The sequence below is a fragment of the Janthinobacterium sp. GMG2 genome, from assembly GCF_033949445.1.
GTDB classification, from domain to species: Bacteria; Pseudomonadota; Gammaproteobacteria; order Burkholderiales; family Burkholderiaceae_D; genus Janthinobacterium; species Janthinobacterium aestuarii.
On the sequence record NZ_JAXAWA010000002.1, the window covers coordinates 271,680 to 289,683 of the forward strand.

Genomic DNA, 18,004 nt, shown 5'->3' on the forward strand with positions numbered 1-18,004 from the left:
GTGAACGCGGATTAGCCGGGCGGCAGAATTCTTAGCACCACGCAATTGCGCCCCGCATCCTTGGCGTAGTACAGCGCGGCATCGGCCAGGCGCAGCAGAGCGTCCGGATCGGCGGCACCCGGTGCCGACTGGACCGCGATGCCGACGCTGATCGTTACCTGCAGTGCATCCGCGTTCACATGGGCGATGCCCAGCTCTTCGATGGCGCGCCGTAGCGCTTCGCCGATCTGGCGCGCTTCGTCCGCCCCGGTGTTTGGCAGCACGATCGAAAATTCTTCGCCGCCGTAGCGCGCCGTCAGGTCGCCCGCGCGCCGCATGCCGGCCGCCAGCGCATGCGCGACCCGGATCAGGCATGCGTCGCCGGCCTGGTGGCCGTGACGGTCGTTGAAGCGCTTGAAATAGTCGACGTCGAGCATGACGACGGCAAGCGGCTGGCCGACGCGCGTGGCACGCGCACATTCGGCGCGCAGCACGTCGTCGAAATGGCGCCGGTTCGCCAGGCCCGTCAGGCCGTCGGTGATGGACAGGGTCGCCAGCTTGCGGTTAGCGTCCTCCAGCTGTTCCGTGCGTTCGGCAACGCGCCGTTCGAGACTGTCATGCAGCCTGGCGCTGGAAATCGAGATCATCGCCTGCGCGCCGAGCATGCGCAGGAACGCCACGCGTTCTTCCGTGAACGAGGCGTCGGCAAGCCGGTTCTCGAAGTACAGGATGCCGCCGACCTCGCCGCCGTGCCGGATCGGCAGGCACATGACGGCGCGCGGCAGGTGCAACTGCACGTACGGGTCGGCGGCAAAGCGCGAAGCGCCCGTGATGCAGTCTTCGATCACCTCGGCACCGGTGCGCACGACGTAGCGCAGCAGCGATAGCGGGAACTGCGGGTCGCTGGCGGCGCTCAGGTCGAGCTGGCGCGATTGCAAAACGGTGACGCCATCGCCATCGATATTGGCCTCCAGCTGGTAGCTGCCTTCGGACAGCAGCAGCAGGCGCGCCACCTGCGCACCGGCGTTTTCGCATACGATGGCAATGAGGCGCGTCAGCACCTTGCGCAGGCCCACCTCGTTCGACAGGATCTGCGACGCCTTCAGCAGCGACACGAGGTCGAGCGCGGAACTGCCGTGCGTGTGGGAGACAGAATGCCGCTGCGTGCTGCGGCCTTCCATCCTTGACAGCAGTACGCCGTGGCGCGCATGCAGCTGCGCCACTTTGCCCTGCGCACCCCACTGGCCGTAATGCGCGATGGCGTCCTGGATGAAGACGCCGGCCACGCGCGCATGTCCCTGGTCGAACCAGCATTCGCCGCACAGTTCATTGCCCAGCGCTTGCATGTTGACGTAGCCGGCCAGGCCTGCCGCGTCGATCGCCTGTTGATAATAACGTGTGGCCAGTTGCAGCTCTTCCCGGTAGCGTGCCATCTCGGCCTGCACCAGCAGGTGTTTGGCGTTGCTGTTGTCCGAGCCTTGTTTGGCCCACTTGGCGAGGCTCGCCTGAAGCGTGCCGATGACGGTCAGCATATCGCCCGCATCGGGGCGCGCAGGATCGCGCCGCAAGGCGCGGATCAGGATCAGCGCGGCGTAGAAGCTGCACTCGACAACCTTGGCCTGGCCGCGCATGATCTGGGTGACGTTGCCGAGCTGGCCGGCCAGCTGTTCGGCGTCGGCGCCGTCGAACAGGTAGGCGTTGCGTATCTTCCCCTGCAAGAAGTAGGCGCGGTACAGGTGCGAGCCGCCATACTGATCGAGGAAGCGCGCCTCGCTGAAGGCCCCATCGTCGTAGCTGCCGTGGCGGGGCAGGAGACCCATCAGGCACTTGATCGGCTGGATCGCGGCGGCGACGCAGCAATCGGCCATCGCCTGCTGGCCGTTGGCGCGCATCAGCGCCAAGTCATGCTCGATGTCGTGCATCAGGTGTGGCAGGTAGTCGCCGAGGATGAGCCGGTCGGTGGCGCGCACGGCCGCCACCACGCCGACCTGCACGAAATCGGCGATTTCCAGCGCCCAGCCAAACGCTTCTTCGTACAGGGCGTCGGAGCTGCGCAGCGGCTGCGTCCAGTGGTTGCTGAGCGCACCGAACATCAGGCCCGTGAGCGTGCGCGTCTGCAGGTTGGCACGGCGCCTGGCCAGCGCCATCGCCATGGCACCGAAGGCGTAGCCGCGGGCGATGTCGCCGCTGTACAGCGCCACCATCATCGCGTAGCCGACATAGGCGACGGCGCTGAAATCGCTGTTCCCCCGCTGTATGGACAGCCGCGTCATCGACACCACCATCAGCGCGCTGAGATCCTGCTGGCCGGCGTAATAGCTGGCCATCCACAGGCCCTGCATCATCTGCATCGCGGCCACCGCGTCCGGCTCGCACATCTCATCGGCCGCCAGCAAGGTGTCGGGCGCCTGCGCGCCGGGCTGCCGCCCGATGTCGGCGAGGATATCGGCGAAGCGCGCCTTCATCTGCGTCACATCGTGCGGAATGTCGATGTGCAGCAGCGCCAGGCCGTCGCGCTGGACGGCGATGGCGTCGAGCAGGCGGCCCTGCAATTGATACTGGTGCGCCTGGATGGCAATGCAGCGCACCTGCAGCAAGGGGCTCAGGGTACGGGCGCGCACCTGCGGGTAGATCGCCTCGGCCGCGTCGAACTGGCCGCACAAATAGGCCGCTTCGGCCGCACCCAGCTGCAGGTCGAGCCAGAGGTCGGCGTGGACGCTCCATGCCTGCGCCGGCAGCAGGTCGAGACCGGTGCGCATGTGCTCCAGCGTGGACTGGAATGCGGCGGAGCGCCGTGCCTTGACGCCGGCCTGGAGATTGAGCATCGCCAGCTGCGCGCGCTCGTCCGCATCGTTGATCAGCGCGCGGCCGGCATTGAGCTGCTCGACGATCTCGAACAGTGTCTCGTCCCGACGCTCCGGCGTCGCATGCCGCAAGAGCAGGCGGCCGATGAGAAGATGGTTGGCCGCGCGCGCATCGTCGTCAGCGACCAGGTAGGCGGCCTGCTGCACCCGGTCATGCAGGAAGCGGTAACTGACGCCGCTGTTGGCCGCATCGGTGTCGCCACTCACGTATTTATAGCGTTCGTCGAGCGGCTGGATCAAGCCTGCACTGAGCGCCGGCCACAGGTCTTGCTGCGTTTTCCGGGGCGCGCGGTCCACTGCCAGCGCGAGCGTGTCGAGTGCGAAGCGGTTGCCGCACGAGGCGGCCAGTTGCAGCAGGTGCTGCGTCGCGATGGGCAGGCGGCGGATTTTCTCCAGCAGCACCTCGACCACGTTGTCGGTATATCTGGCCTGTTCTATCGCGGGCAAGTCCCAGTCCCAGCAATCGTCGGCGGCCCGGTAGCGCAGCTGGCCCGTCTCATTGAGCGAAGCGAGAAACTGGTTGAGGAAAAACGGATTGCCGGCCGTCTTGCGGTGGCAAATGCTGGTCAGTGGCGCGCAGTCTGTGGCCGCGACGCGCACGGTGGCCGAGACCATTTGCGCGACCTGCGGCTCGGTCAGTGCGCCCAGTGACAGTGTCGACAGACGTACGTCACGGGAGAGCAGCTTGTCGCGCAGTGCGATGAGCGGATGCGCGGGACTCACCTCGTTGTCGCGGTACGCGCCGATGAACAGCATGCAGCTCTTGTCGCACGAGACCATCAGCAGTTCGATCATTCGCAAGGTGGCCGCATCGGCCCATTGCAGGTCGTCGAGGAACAGCACCAGCGGATGCCCGGCGCAGGCGAATACTTCGACGAAGCGGGGGAAGAGGCGGTCGAGGCGCAGCTGGGCCTGTGCCGGCGCCGACGCGGGGATCGGGTCCGTGGGGCCGACGATCAACGCCAGTTGGGGAATCAGCTCGACCAGCATGCCGATGCCGCTGCCCAGCGCCGCGTGCAGTTTGGCTGACCACTGGCGCAGCGTTTCCTCGGGCTGGCCGAGCAGCTGGCGCACCAGCCCCTGGAAGGCCTGGATCAGCGAGGCATACGGCACGTCGCGCTGGAGCTGGTCAAATTTGCCGGACAGGAAACAGCCGCGCCGGGCGATGATGGGCTTTTGTACTTCGTTGATGACCGCCGACTTGCCGATGCCCGAATGGCCGGCCACCAGCAGCATCTCGCACCTGCCCGCGGCGCTGCGCTCAAACGCCGCCAGCAGCTCGGCGATGGCATCCTCGCGCCCATGCAGCGTTTGCGGCACGAGGAAGCGGCCGTTGTGGTCGGACAGCTTGAGCGACAGCGCCGGCTCTTGCGCGCGGCAGGCTTCGAGGTCGCTGCGCAAGCCCTGCAAGCTCTGGTAGCGCTGGTCGGCATTTTTTTCCAGCAGCCGCTGGATGATCGGCAGCAGCTGGCCAGGCAGGCTTGCCAGCGCCGGGTGCGACCAGTCGGGACTGCGCGCAATGTGGCAGTGCACGAGTTCCATCTCGTCGCCCGTCTCGAACGGCGCCTGGCCGGCCAGCAGTTCGTAGAAGGTGGCGCCCAGCGCATAGAAATCGGCGCGCCAATCGACCCGCCGGTTCATGCGCCCCGTCTGTTCCGGAGCCATGTAGCGCAGCGTGCCTTCCAGCGTTTGCAGATTGACGATGCCGTGGCTTTCGTACGGCAGTTCGCAGGCGATGCCGAAATCGATCAGTTGCAGCCGCCGCCGCTCGCCATTCCACACCAGGTTGGAGGGATTGATGTCCTTGTGGATCACGCCATGCGTATGGACCTCCTCCAGCGCCGCGCACAGTTGCAGCGCGATGTCGAAAAAGTCGTCCAGCGCCAATGCGGGCTGCGACGGCGTCCTGCGCGCCGCCACCTGCGCGCGCAATACGTGGTCGAGCGCCTGGCCGCCAGTATCCTCAAGGACCATCGTCCAGCACCCGCCGTGCAGCTGCAGCGCCAGCGGATGCGCCACGCCAGGATGGCGGCAGCGGCGCGCGATCGCATACTCGCGCTTGAATTGCGCCAGTTGCTGAAAGGAGGGGAACGGCTGATTGGGTTTCTTGACGATCAGCGCGGCACCATCCGCAGCCCTGGCGCGGTAAACCCGTGAGCGGGCACCGCTGTGCAGCTGTTTGATGATCTCGTGATCGAAAAGGGAGCGCATGGGCTGGGCTAGCAGTACACAGACGGTTGCGGGAGCCGGAAGGCGCACATTTCGGAATATTACTTGATTGTAAGTATTATATCAGCAGGGGGCTGTGGGGGAGTCAGCGGGCTGATGGGGGGTGTTGTAAAAATGCCAGTGGAGAGGTTAGTGCGGAGGCGGGAACTTATCGTGATGACAGTACGAACTTGCGGCGCATCCCCGTACCGGGTGGGGTATACGCCGCAGTCTTATTTGTACCTTCAGGATCAATTTTTGAGCTATGAAACTCCCAGCGACGGGTCGCTCACGGAATCCTTGCCATTCTCGATTCGCCCTGCGACACGGCGCCGGAAAGTCTTCTGAGTACTGCAGGTAACCGAGAAGTCATACCAGTTGCCGCTGTCGGCCAACGACCAGTTAAGCGTTCTCACCTCGCCGGCGGGTACCTCTACCATCCAGGGACCGTCGCTTCGATATGCTTCTGCCGCTACTATGAATGAGCAGCGCGCGCTGCTTTTGTTGTGCAGTTTGAGCGCGAGTTCAGTAGGGCTGCACGTCATATAGCAGGCCTGAATTTCCGGGCCTCTCGGATCGCCCTGTTCCTTGAGGTCGCCAATAAAGTGGCGGTGGAAGCCGTTGGGGCCGAGCACCCACAGGCGGTACGCTCCCCCATCGGACGCAACTTCCCAACTTCCCTCCAGCGTCTTTCCGGCCTCTACGACATAGCGCCGCGGGATCCGGTCGAGATGCAGCTCGTCATACACATGGAACACCGCGCCGGCCTGGTTGCCGCTGTCGTTGGCAAACACCAGCGTCACTTTTTTTGCGCCGGAGTCGGCGCGGGCCGTCACATGCAGTACATACGGCAGGGCACGCGATGGACGGGTACCACCAGCCTGCACCGGTAACCTTGATGTTGTAGACGCCAACGGTCTCGCCAGGGTACGAGCAGCGCTCTGGCTTAGTGCCAGCGCGTCGACATCCGCTTTGCTGCCATGCCCGGGGAGTGTTGGCAACACTCCGGCATTCGGGGTGACAAAATTAAAGCAGGAGGTCAGGTCACCACAGACGGCACGCCGGTAAGCGCTGATCTGTGGCTCGAGGACGCCGAACCGCTTCTCGAGAAATTGCAGCACGGAGGTATGGTCGAAGACCTGCGAGTTGACCCAGCCGCCACGGCTCCACGGTGAAACGACCCACATCGGCACACGCAGTCCTGGCCCATATGGCCGGCCATCAATGCCCGGTTGAAGATTGGTTGCCGGCTTGTGGTTGTGGTACTCGGCCGCGATGTCGGCCTTGCTGAGCGTGGTGGCACCTGCGACGCTGCCGTCAGGATTGACCGATGGTGCGCACGGCGGTGGCAGGTGGTCGAAGAAACCGTCGTTCTCGTCGAAATTGATCAGCAGAACGGTCTTGCTCCATACATCCGGATTCGCCGTGAGCGCATCGAGAACCTGCTGGACATACCAGCCGCCCTGGGCAGGACTGGAACACTCAGGATGCTCGCTGTAGGCCGAAGGTGCAATGATCCATGAAACGGCTGGCAGCTTGCCTTTGTTGATGTCTTCGCGGAAGGTTTCCAGAAAGCCATGGGGCATGGTGTTGTGGAATCCCTTCGCCAACGGGCTGAGGGCGTCGTCGATGCTGGATTCATAGAATGGACCTGCGCGGGTGACATCCTGGGTGATGTCGACTGCGGAAACATGGAGTGGACGGCGACTGGCGGGCAGTTTTTCAATTTCAGCGCGCCAGTGGCGAAAACTCATCATCTCATTGCAACCAAAGTTGTCGATCAGACTCTGGTAGACCTTCCAACGGACCCCGGCCTTTTCCAGGCGGTCTGCATAGGTGGTCCAAGTCCATCCTTCGCTCGAAGGCCCGATGTCATTGCCTCCGTTGTACTGGTTGTTGAGTACAGCGATCTCCACTTTTTTGCCATCGATGGGGCTCCGGCCGTTGGGGCCGTTTGTGCCCGTAAAATAGAATAGCCGGTTTGCAATTGTCCCCGTGTGCATGCCACAGTGATAATGGTCACAGACGGTAAAGGCATCGGCTAGCGCGCGTTGAAAAGGCACTTCCGCTGTATCGAAATATCCCATGGACAAGGGGCCCTTGGCGTCTGGCCAACGATTCATCCGGCCGTGGTCCCACGCCGCCTGCGAGTCGGCCCATGTGTGTGGTGTGCTGCCGGCGCGTTGCGCATTGCCCTTTGTTTCATCAAGGCGGAAGGGAATATACGTTCCGGCAGGTTTTGCCTGAGTATAGGTCTGGTACATGATGTTGTACCCGTTCGGCGATGGTGCTGCGAAACGGTCACCGTATCCCCGAACGCCCTTGAATGTTCCGAAGTGGCTGTCGAATGAGCGGTTTTCCAACATGATCATGACGACATGTTGAACATCCTTGATCGTGCCGGTGACATTGTTGGCTTCGATCGCCAGGGCACGACGGATTGCCGGTGGGAATGCGGACAATGCGGCAATAGACGCCATCGTACCGAACGAATTACGCAGGAACGTGCGTTTGGAATTGTTTGTGGACATGGTGGGGTGGCTGCAGGGCGCGATGTTTGGTGGATAGATGGTCAGGTGGCAAAGGTTGCTTGGCGAAGCTGACGCGGGCTGGCACGTCCATCCTGGATGCCAATCGGACGATTCGCGTTCATGGCGTCAGGGAGAGGGGGCGCACTGCGATTTCTCGCATGTTGACGGAGTCGTGCCCGGAACCAGGATCGGAGCCGGGGTCGACGCCGAAGTTCCGCCTCCGCCGCCACAGGCTGCGAGTGCGCATAGCAGTGACAATGGCAATACGCGCTGGAAGCGGTCGCGCGAAAGGCGCAAGGTTGCAAAAGTTTTTTTCATTTGAGTACGCAAAAAGTTGATTGCAAACGCAACGACCTGCCTGGGTGCATCGTGTGATTACCCAGTCTTGGCCACTGTCGCAGGTTTGTTCATGGGTATTTGCTTTGCACCGCAATACCGTTAGCCAGGGAAATGCTGATCAATTCCCTTTCCAGGCGAGGTTGACGTGCAAAATGGTCGAACGGCGAGTCATTCGCCGGGGCAGCTTTTTTTGGGCGGCGTATTCAAGGTCGGAAAAGCTTTTTTGCATGATCAATGGCGGCCTATTGTGATATCGATATTGTCTCAGATCAATGCGTCGTAGGGAATGGCGGCCGGTGAAATAATCAGTGCTTCCTTAAGAAAACTGAATGAAATCTCTAAATTTCATCTAGGAAGATGAGTGGGTATACCCGCAGGAAAAATGCCGGGCATATGGTAATGAGAATGACGTTTGTTGCGATGTGCAATCAACCGAAATAGAAGCACCGACTCGCCATGCATATAATTACTGCGTTCTGCATTGAAGTCTATTCTTGTGGCAATCCACAATGTTGATGTAAAGCAGCTCTTTAGCATGGAAACCATCCTGGCGCCTCATGCCACTTGACCACTGCGAAGCACCGAAAGTGGATGAAAAATGACCTGATCCTTCATTTTCCTCCACACTTGCAGACCGGTTTGCCGCCTTTGCCAAGGTTTTGCGTCGGTTAATAAGTGGTACTGATTATCGTCTATCCGGATCAATTCGAGTATTCGTTTCCGCAGCATGGCCATGGATAATTTGGCGCAATATGTTCTGTTGAAAACTTAATATTGAAAATCCCTTTGATTTTCTCCAAAGAAGTGGAGTGCGTTATCACGATTGCGCTCTTTGCTTCAAGAAGATCGGATCAATTTAGCATATGGGTATAGCTTAAATTTCAATAATGCATAATTTGCATGATTGATAATGAATTCTATCTGGCATAGAACGCTTGTCAAAACCTCCTGCGCGTCGTAATTTATGGCCTGAGATGCTTGTAGCTCCGGCGGCCCGTACTTCGTAGAGTTGCGCTTCTGGACCACAACTTCCTTCCGATCGAGGCGATTTTGATAAGAATTGTTAGCCGCTGGCTTTTGCCGGGTTTACTCTCGATTAAGAGAAATGCCAAGGCGAAAAAAAACCACTAACCCCTTGGGAGTTAATGGCTTTTCTGACGTTTCCAAATTCTGTGCGCTGGTGCCCGGAGCCGGAATCGAACCGGCACGCCCTTACAGGCGGGAGATTTTAAGTCAGTAGGGAAAACGTTAAGATTCAATGACTTAGATTGGTTTTTCGTTCCGCAAAAGTTCTAATTCATGCTTCTAGATGCCGCATGTTTGCATGCCAACTCCCTGTTTTGCGGAACGATTTTTGCCCCGGCTTTATGTCGGGAGGAGGGGACCCTGCGCCATATCAGCGCCAGAATATTACCGTGAACTATCCTTATACGTATCGAGTAGTGAGGCCAGTATCATGAGATTTGCAGCGATGTGGATGACGATTCAGCTTGCCACGGGATGTACATCTGCACAGTCATATCAAACGGAAGCCCCAGATTTGCTTGGCTTGAATTCGTTTGCGCTAGCTGCCCGTTATGGCACGCCCGACAACTACCAGCACCAAGGCGAATACCTGCAGCTAAATTATGGAGGTACAGCCACAGGCTGCCGCGTGATTGTTTTGATTGACCAGTCGCAGCGTGTAGCTGGCTGGGCGACGAAGGGGAAGTCGTGCCCGGCACGCTAGCGATCGTTGGCTCACTCATGTGGCGACATTGCAACAAAGCAAGGTTGGCCGTCCAGTTGCACTCGCAGTGCTGCTCGGATCAGTCCAAGCTTGCCTTCGCGCGGGCCAAGGCTTCGATCTAATTCGTCTGCCATAGCGGCGATCTCGCGCAGGCGGCGCACTTCCCACAGCACCGCTCGCATATCGGGCGAGTCGCTGCGCTTCCGTATCTCTTTAAGCTGCTCGATGCTGAGTGGGGCTCGAAACTTACTCATTTGAATGTCACTTCTTTAAAAATGAACATTTACCTACTTCGCCAGCACTTTCGGCAGCTCGGTCCAGCTGGTGGTATAGCGTGGCGTACGGTTTTCGGACAACATTGCCCAACGCCTGACTAGGCCGGCAGATCCCAAGTGCACAGTATCCCGGCCGAACCGCTCATTCACCGCGTCCAGGGCAGCCATGGCGGCAACCGACCGCCCTCGGTCTCGCCCCGCATCAAACAAGACGCCTTGGCGCCGCGTATCCGGCTGCAGGTCCATCAGCATGATCCCGGCCTTCTTGTATTTGAACCCCTCGCGAAAGATCATGGCCAGGCCGTGGAGCGCGGCGCCCGCCAGGACGCGGTTATCTGCACTGGGCTCCACCAAGGGGATGGTGATGCCGTTGCTGTATTGTTCATCCCGCTCGCGAAACCGGTTCGTTTGCACGAAAACATGGACTGCACCGCATAGGGAATGCTGGCCACGCAGTTTCTCGCCGGCGCGCGCGGCATAGGTGGATATCGATTCGCCCAGCTCGGAGGCTGTCACGACCATGGTGCCGAAGGAGCGCGACGACACAATTTCCTTGCGCGGCGGCGCCACCTCTTCCAACTCTAAGCACGAAATTCCGCGCAGCTCTTTGCACGTGCGCTCAAGTACGACGCCGAAGTGGGCCCGCATGGTGCTGGGCGGCGCATCCTTCAAATCTTGCACCGTGCTGATGCCCATGGCTCGCAGCTTGGCGCCAATGCGCCGGCCGACGCCCCACACCTCGCCGACGTCGATGCGCTGCAGCAGCCAGGCGGTCCGGGCATCGGACATGGTCGTGAAGTCGGCAACGCTGTCGAACAGCGGGAATTTCTTTGCCACGTGGTTGGCCAGCTTGGCCAAGGTCTTCGACTGGCCCACACCCACACATACGGGAAGGCCGGTCCACTGCGCCACCTTGGCGCGAATATCCTGCCCCATGGCTGTCGGCGAAGCCCATAGGCCGCCCAGGCCGTTCAGGCTGAGAAACGATTCATCGATCGAGTAGACCTCGACATTGGGGCTGTAGGTCCGAAGGATGGTCATGATGCGGTTGCTCATATCCGCGTACAGGGTGTAATTGGAGGAAAGGCCCACGATGCCGTGCTGGCGCGCCAAGTCGCGCATCTGGAACCACGGCGCCCCCATCGGCACCCCCAGGGCCTTCACCTCGTTCGACCTGGCCACTGCACAGCCATCGTTATTCGACAGCACCACCACCGGGCGGTCGCGCAATCGAGGGTTGAATGCGCGCTCGCAGCTGACGTACATATTGTTGACGTCGACAAGCGCAAAAATCTGCTTGGTCGGGTCGCCCATGTCACACCCGCAGCTTTCGCACGACGCCCGTCACCACACCCCATATCTGCAGCTCGCTACCTTCCGCCAGGCAGATCGACTTGTATGCAGGGTTGTCGGGACGCAACTCCACCCTGCCACGCTGGCAATAAAGACGCTTGAGGGTGTATTCGGCATCGATGACAGCAATGACAATGTGACCGTGCAAAGGCGCGACGGAGCGGTCGACCACCACCTTGTCGCCATCCAGTATGCCGGCGTCGCGCATCGAGTCGCCCTCGACCGTAAAGAAAAATGAGGCTGCCTTGTGCTGCACCAGCAGCGCATTCAGGTCCAGGCCGTCCTCTGTGTAGTCGGCGGCCGGCGATGGAAACCCTGCGGAAATACGGTGCGAAATCTCCGGCCGCGCACTAGCAATTGGGTACTGTGCTAGCGGCAGTGGCGACTGCGAGACACCGGGCTGGCTAGGTTGAAGTATTAATAATGTTGCATTCATGGCTGGGCAATATACTGTGTTTTTATACAGTATATCGACCGAAGCAAGAAACAGGAAGTATAAAATTGTTTCTAGAAAAGTGAGTCTGGCGGCGCTTCATCAGCCTTCACAGCCGGCTTAGCTCTTGTCCGGGGTGGTAATGGGTCCGGCTGCGCGACAAGAAGCTCCGCTGGATACTGCCGATAAACGTCTTCTTCAGACACCAGCGAGCCATCCAGCCAGCCTTGATACTGATCTGGGTCCAGGATCATCACCATGCGCTTTTCGTCGTCTGGCTTATGGAAGCGCTGCATCAGAGGGTGCCCATCGGCGTTGATCGTCAGCATAGAGAATGACAGCAACTGATCCGCAGGGCGGTACTCCCAGATGCCAGCAATGGCCACCAGCCCGCCATCGGCGCGCTCGATACGCCAGCGCACGGGCTTACCCGTCTCGTAGTTGGGTTCGAAGAAATTGGCCACCGGTATGATGCAGAACTGCTTGCGCTTCCAGGCGCTGCGGAAGGATGGTTTGCTTGCCACCGTCTCTGTGCGCGCGTTGTAGGTCTGGCGGGCCAGCTTGTGGTCGGCCGCCCAGTGGGGCACCATGCCAAACATGGCTGGGGCAGTTTCCAATTCGCCGGGCGCTTCTTGTGAGCTACGCAGGATGGGCGCCATGTAACCAGGCCAAGCTTCAGGTGGCAGCTCGAGCTGAGGCGATCGCATCCCGAACTGGCGTTCGATCTGCTCCTTGCTGCTGGGGGTATAGTCGGCACACATGCATATACATTAAACATTTGCGTTGCTTTACGTAAGTAAATGCCAAAAATATACTCATTAAGTAGGCATAACCACAACTGTTTGTGTATCATTTAAACTACACATTTCCCCACTCTGTGACATGATTAGTTACAAACTATTGACACGCCTGCTCCTGCGCCGCTGCGAAAGTTAGCGTACAATTCAGTGTATATACACGGTTTGGTTATGCGGAGATGTCAACCTCTGTAGAACACGGTGAAAATTGCGGCAAATTGTTGCGGAATCTCAACAAAATCTGTATCTTCTGTATATACACTGATTTTGCGAGGTTAAGATGCTGCCATTGATTATGATCTCCGCTGCCGTTCGGGCAAAGTTGGAGACAAAGCACAAGGTCACGGAAAAAGAAATTTGCCAATGCCTTGAGAATCGGGTGGGAAAATTCCTTATCGATGATCGTGAAGACCATCGTACTGACCCAGCGACACAATGGTTCATTGCTGAAACGAACTGTCAGAGACGCCTCAAAATCGTGTTTATATTCAAGACGGGTAAACTTCATATCCGCACTGCTTACGAGCCAAATGCTACGGAAATTTCCATCTACGAACACAAAAGTAGGTAGTAAACTAGCCCAATGTGGGCATAATTTAGAAGCAACCTTTCATATACCACATCAGTGGTACACGGAGAATTACATGAAAAACAAGGAATTGATTAACGGAACAGTAGAAGCATGGGAAAGTGGTGAACTTGGTCGTGAAATCGATCATGCCATTCCTGTAGCTATAGAACTGGAACAGCAAATCGATGATGCCTTGGGAATGCAGATGATCTCGATTCGGCTGCCAAAAGAGTTGATCGAAGAGTACAAAATGATTGCCCAAGTACACAAATTGGGCTACCAACCACTCATGCGTGATGCACTTAAACGATTTGCTGAGGCAGAGTTGAAAAAACTTGCCGTTCAGTATGCAAATGAAAAAGCTGCTAAAGAACCACCAAAAAAGCAGCCAGAGACAGCTCAAGGAGCAGATGAACCTAGTCGTACGGCCCCAAGAGCGAAACAAATAGAAAAGAAAGCAGCATAATTAAAAAGCCCGCAAAATGCGGGCTTTTTTTTAATGCTTTAGCAACGTACAGCCAGCAACTATACTAACTAGTTCTTCTTCATACTTTCGACCGCGCGGCCAATCTCGCGCAAGCGCCAGAACAATTTCACCATCTGTCATATCTGGTGCCAGCTTGTCGAACTCGTATGCCGGGCGCAGCGGCACCTCACCAACGCACGGTACCATCACAGGTACCTCAATATGAACTGAAGCCGGCAGAATAGTGCCGCAACCGGACAGTAGCAAGAAAGCGCCCAAAACCTCTAACTTGGTCAAGTTGAAGATTTTCCGATTCATCGCACGCCCTCCAGGAGAAGCCTGACCGCAGGCATGGCAGCGTCGCAGGTCGTGGCGCGCACACCAGCAACGTGTGCAAGCGCGGCATCATACTTCCTGCCTTTGGCAGCGGCAGCAGCCTGCGCCGCCGCGCCGCGCTCCTGCGCCGCCAGCGTTGCCTTGGCCATGCCATCGATGGCCCGGTTCTGCTCGGTGATCGCCACGCGCAGTGCAGCGCTGACACCTTGCTCTTGCACCAGCGCAGCGCGCGCAGCGGTGCGGTCGCCAGCGGCCAGCCACCAGCCGGTGCCGGTGGTGCTGGCCACAATCAGCAGCGCACCGGCCAGGACGACGGCCGCCGCCTTCCAGATTCCGCTGACGGCGGCGCCCACCAGCGTGCCCAGGGCGCTCATACGATGCCCGCCACGTAGCTGACGCCGCCGCCGGCAAACTTGGCCGTCAGCACTTGGCGCCGCGGCTCGCCCACCGACAGGCCAATATGCACCCACGTGCCCTCGTAGATCAGCTGGTCGAAGGCGATATCGCTTTGGCGGATCAGCAGGGCCAGCGCCTTGGGCGCCAGCTTGGTCGTGCTGATATCGGCGGCCAGGCCCAGCACGTGGGCGCTGTTAGCCGCGCCGACCACGGCCTTGTTCAGCGCGGGCGAGCGGTAGCCGCTGGAGATCGCGATGGGCGCGCCGACCAGGGCGCGCACCTGCTCGAGCAGCGCGGCAAGACGCGTGAGGTTAGCGACGACGGCCAGCGCCGGCGTATTGTCGATACCTTTGCGGGTGGCTACCTGCGAGGCGACCAGTTCTGCCAGGCTGAAATGTGGGCTCAGGTTCACAGGCCACCCCGCACATCCTTGACGACGGCGGCCACATCGCGCGCCATCTCGCCGATGTCCTTGTCGCGGCGCTTGTCGAACCAGCGCACTGTGGCGCCCAGCACCCACCAGGCGGGCAAGCCGGCGGCCACCATCAGCGGCGCGGCAATGAACAGGAAGCCTAGCGTCGGGTCGCTTCCGTATAGCACGGCGACGGCGCGCGCGCTGTCGAACATGCCCGGCAACCAGTTGCGGGCAGCTACCACCAGCGCTGGCCCCATGAGGACGGAAAACAGAATGGTGACGAAGAAGCGCACAAAGGCTTCCTTAGCGGATTTTGGCCACATGAACATGAATCCCAGCGAGGTTGCAGCTGCGCCGGCCAGGACCGGGATACCAAATATCTTAATCAGTGCGCTGCCGGCAGCAGTTGTTTCGATGGCCATAGTGTCTTTCTTGATGAGGAGGTAGGGGAGGGGGTGTTGCAGACATTACGGCGGTGGCTGTCTCATTTCTAGGGAAAAGTGAGACAGTATTTCCGATGATGGAAATGAAAAAACCCGCCGAAGCGGGTTTATGGTGATGCAGTGATTTTTTACGCCGCTTCGAGCGCTGTCAGCCGCGCCTCCTGGCCCGCAGCGATAAACATGGCCATTTCGTCATAGCGGAACGCGTAGCGGTCACCGGCCTCCAGCGTGACCTCGGTGTACGCCGCGCGCGCCTCGATAGCCGGAACGCCCACGCTGGCCAGTACAGCCGGCGTGATGACATCGCCGAATGAATTGAGCACTTCCGGCGCCGCTTCGGTGGCTGGGGTCGCTGGGCGGGTCTCGATGGAGGGATGATCCACAGTTTGCGCTTCCCAAGTGTCGTGACAGATGAATCCGTAGTTGAACGGGTCCAGGCCGTGAGCCTGCATAATCTCGATGGCGGCCTGCACGGTCGGCCCGACGTGCTCGCGCGCTTCAGGGCCCTTGCAGTCGACAGCATCCCGCCAGCGATAAATGCCGATGGCGCGCGCCAGATCCTTGGCAGCGGCAATCTCGGCCGCGCTCAGGTCGCGGAAATCACATTTGAGGCGTGCGTCCGAGGTGTTGATGGTGCCGGTGCGGGCATAGATGGTGCGGTATGCCGTCGCCGCCGAACCGATGTCATGCGCGTTATCGGCAGCAGGGAGAAGCCGCGCCCCCGTAAATTCGCATGGCGTGCTGATCGTTGTTGGTGTAATGGTTAAGGATTTGACACTGCCAAATGCGGTGATCTGCTGGGCCAACATCGCCTGCCCTGCCGGCGCCACAACCCCGTACGCCTGGAAGTCGGGCGTGAATCCAAACTGACCATATACTTGCACATCACCATTAAAAAATGCCCCAAGAAGCAAATATACGTCTCTCAGGCTGTCTATTATTACGGCGGATATTGTACTGTTACCTGCCGTCGTGCTGTAAAAAAAACCGCGAATTACGTTATCATTTTCACTGCGAAAATGAATTACGGTGGCGCCCGCACTGGCAGAGGCTGCCCCTCCGGCGCCGTACCCATTAACCCCGCCTATTACCATGCGACCTGCGGAGGGCGTCGCGCCGATCAATCGCCCTACTTTATACCACTGCCCTCCGCCACCGGTTTGCAACCCAGACCCGACCAGGGCCCGCGTCTGTATCGAGTTCGCGGAAACGAGTGTGCCGTACAGCGCCCCACTCAGCGTACCTCCCGTCAGCGGAAGCGCGTTATACGGCCCGGCCGCAAACGCCGTGTACATCTGGTTGAGGCGCTGGATGTAGTCGAGCTGCCCGTCCTTAAAAAAGTCTGCCATTTAAATGCCCTCGATTTGTAGTGGTGCTGCATAGGTGTCGTAATACGGGGTGGCCACAGCATCGAGATTGCTGACGCGGCCGTAAATCATGTGGTCCTGCTCGAGCAGAACGTCGGCATGCTCGGGGAACAGGCTGAGCAGCATACTGCGCCGGGTGCCGTTATCGCGCAGGATGCGCATCAGCTGCGCGCGGTCGGCTGGCGTGAGGTGAGCAAGATTGATGCTGATCTTGTCACTGGCCACACCCTGGGCGGCGCGCAGGTCGCCGGCGGAAGTGCGGTAATTCTCGCTGGTGTCCTGCAGCAGCAGCTGGGCACCGTATTCGGCGTTATATTCCGGCGACCAGTAATTGCCCGCCACCAGGCGTGATATTTCCAGGTAGCCGCTATCGCTGTATGGCGACGATATGTCGATCACCAGCTGCGCCGCCCGCACCGCAGGAAACCAGACCACGCCGTCGGCTCCGCCGCCACGCGCCCAGGTGTTGGCACCGCCCCATTTGTAAGCATTCCAGCCCAGCGGCTGGGCGCCCCATGTGAAATGCCCCAGCGGAACCGGCGGACAGGGCAATACATCGCCGGTATCGAGCGCAGGCACCGCGTCGCCGATCCTCGCATAAGCGCGCACGCGCACGCGCGCGCTGCTGGTCATATTGGTATTGATCAGCGCCACGCAGGCAATCGCCTCCTGCATGGGCCACGTGGCCGTAATGGTTTGCGCGGTACCGGTGGCGCGCAACACGGCCGATTTGCGGTCGATCTGCAGGTTGGCCGGCCCCAGCGCGTCGGCCTGGCTCGATGCGGTGAGCGCGGCTCGGTCGGCAGCGTTATCGTGGATGATGCGAAGGTTTGGCATCAAAACCCCTGCAAGACACGAATGGGCCAAGTTACAGCTGCCACCTGTCCTATCGTGGTGGCGGCATCCAGATCGCCGCGCAACGCCTGGCCCTGATCGATGACGGCTTGCACGTGCGCGCCGGCCGCCGCGCCCAGGGCCATGGTTTCGGCGGCATCCAGCTCGCGTGTCGTGTTATCGGCCAATACCCATGTCACCTTGTACGGCGTGGCGGCAGAGACCGCCATCATGGCCAGCATGGCGGCGCCGGTGATGCGCGAGATCGACACCGGGTCGCTGTCGAACATACTGCCGTCGAACGCCATACCGCCTGCGAGCGCCGCATCGCGCGCCACCTTGATCTGGTCCCACTGGCGCATTTTCATCGCCTCCAGGCCTTGCGCCTGGTCCGTCGTGATCACGCCGCCCGCAAAGATGCTTTCCTCAGCAGCTGTAAGCCACACCTCAGCCGAGGCCAACAACGGCGCTGCACATGCCGTCGCCGGCACCAGGACAGGAGTGGTGTAAATCGGCCCGGCGCCGGCCAGATATGCTGTTTCGTTCGGATAGCTCAGCACCGACAGCATGGCAATCGATTTGACAAAATCGACTTCCAGCCGCCGGGCCACGTGAAATTCGCCAACAGCATGGTTGGGCAAGGTAATGGATTTAAGAATAGGCATGGT

14 protein-coding genes are annotated in these 18,004 nt (G+C 59.7%); 1 reads left to right on the forward strand and 13 read right to left on the reverse strand.

All coding sequences use genetic code 11. The features are described from left to right. Positions 1–11: 11 nt before the first annotated feature. The 6 genes from SKZ59_RS07245 to SKZ59_RS07270 form a co-directional block, all read right to left on the reverse strand. Positions 12–5,054, reverse strand: a complete 5,043-nt coding sequence (locus tag SKZ59_RS07245; RefSeq protein ID WP_319991224.1) for a diguanylate cyclase domain-containing protein — start codon at positions 5,052–5,054, stop codon at positions 12–14. A 260-nt stretch (positions 5,055–5,314) separates the two neighbouring features. After that, entirely contained in the window at positions 5,315–7,582 is a 2,268-nt protein-coding gene (locus tag SKZ59_RS07250) for a phosphocholine-specific phospholipase C (protein ID WP_319991225.1), read from the reverse strand. A 2,079-nt stretch (positions 7,583–9,661) separates the two neighbouring features. Next, a complete protein-coding gene (locus tag SKZ59_RS07255; RefSeq protein WP_319991226.1) occupies positions 9,662–9,904 on the reverse strand; it encodes a hypothetical protein in 243 nt (80 codons plus the stop codon). A 33-nt stretch (positions 9,905–9,937) separates the two neighbouring features. After that, positions 9,938–11,239 carry a Y-family DNA polymerase gene (locus SKZ59_RS07260; protein WP_319991227.1) on the reverse strand — a complete coding sequence of 434 codons (1,302 nt, stop codon included), beginning with the start codon at positions 11,237–11,239 and terminating at the stop codon, positions 9,938–9,940. A gap of 1 nt (position 11,240) precedes the next feature. After that, entirely contained in the window at positions 11,241–11,714 is a 474-nt protein-coding gene (locus SKZ59_RS07265; protein ID WP_102293691.1) for a LexA family protein, read from the reverse strand. Positions 11,715–11,785: 71 nt separating this feature from the next. Beyond that, positions 11,786–12,472 carry an SOS response-associated peptidase gene (locus SKZ59_RS07270; protein WP_319991228.1) on the reverse strand — a complete coding sequence of 229 codons (687 nt, stop codon included), beginning with the start codon at positions 12,470–12,472 and terminating at the stop codon, positions 11,786–11,788. A 680-nt stretch (positions 12,473–13,152) separates the two neighbouring features. Between SKZ59_RS07270 and SKZ59_RS07275 the strand changes: the two genes are divergently transcribed. Next, positions 13,153–13,545: a hypothetical protein gene (locus SKZ59_RS07275; protein WP_319991229.1), complete on the forward strand. Its 393-nt coding sequence runs from the start codon at positions 13,153–13,155 to the stop codon at positions 13,543–13,545. A 30-nt stretch (positions 13,546–13,575) separates the two neighbouring features. On the opposite strand, the gene SKZ59_RS07280 is transcribed toward SKZ59_RS07275, so the two are convergent. From SKZ59_RS07280 to SKZ59_RS07310, 7 genes are all read right to left on the reverse strand, one after another. Beyond that, on the reverse strand, positions 13,576–13,863 hold the full coding sequence (locus SKZ59_RS07280) for a hypothetical protein (RefSeq protein ID WP_319991230.1): 288 nt from the start codon (positions 13,861–13,863) through the stop codon (positions 13,576–13,578). Beyond that, on the reverse strand, positions 13,860–14,255 hold the full coding sequence (locus SKZ59_RS07285; protein ID WP_319991231.1) for a hypothetical protein: 396 nt from the start codon (positions 14,253–14,255) through the stop codon (positions 13,860–13,862). Before SKZ59_RS07285 ends, SKZ59_RS07280 begins: the two co-directional genes overlap by 4 nt. Further along, positions 14,252–14,689 carry a D-Ala-D-Ala carboxypeptidase family metallohydrolase gene (locus SKZ59_RS07290; RefSeq protein WP_319991232.1) on the reverse strand — a complete coding sequence of 146 codons (438 nt, stop codon included), beginning with the start codon at positions 14,687–14,689 and terminating at the stop codon, positions 14,252–14,254. Before SKZ59_RS07290 ends, SKZ59_RS07285 begins: the two co-directional genes overlap by 4 nt. Further along, positions 14,686–15,015 carry a hypothetical protein gene (locus tag SKZ59_RS07295; protein WP_319991233.1) on the reverse strand — a complete coding sequence of 110 codons (330 nt, stop codon included), beginning with the start codon at positions 15,013–15,015 and terminating at the stop codon, positions 14,686–14,688. Before SKZ59_RS07295 ends, SKZ59_RS07290 begins: the two co-directional genes overlap by 4 nt. A gap of 248 nt (positions 15,016–15,263) precedes the next feature. Continuing rightward, a complete protein-coding gene (locus SKZ59_RS07300; RefSeq protein WP_319991234.1) occupies positions 15,264–16,484 on the reverse strand; it encodes a tail fiber domain-containing protein in 1,221 nt (406 codons plus the stop codon). After that, on the reverse strand, positions 16,485–17,339 hold the full coding sequence (locus tag SKZ59_RS07305) for a hypothetical protein (RefSeq protein ID WP_319991235.1): 855 nt from the start codon (positions 17,337–17,339) through the stop codon (positions 16,485–16,487). Further along, complete coding sequence (locus SKZ59_RS07310) at positions 17,339–18,001, reverse strand: DUF4376 domain-containing protein (RefSeq protein WP_319991236.1); 663 nt, start codon at positions 17,999–18,001, stop codon at positions 17,339–17,341. Before SKZ59_RS07310 ends, SKZ59_RS07305 begins: the two co-directional genes overlap by 1 nt. Positions 18,002–18,004: the final 3 nt, after the last annotated feature.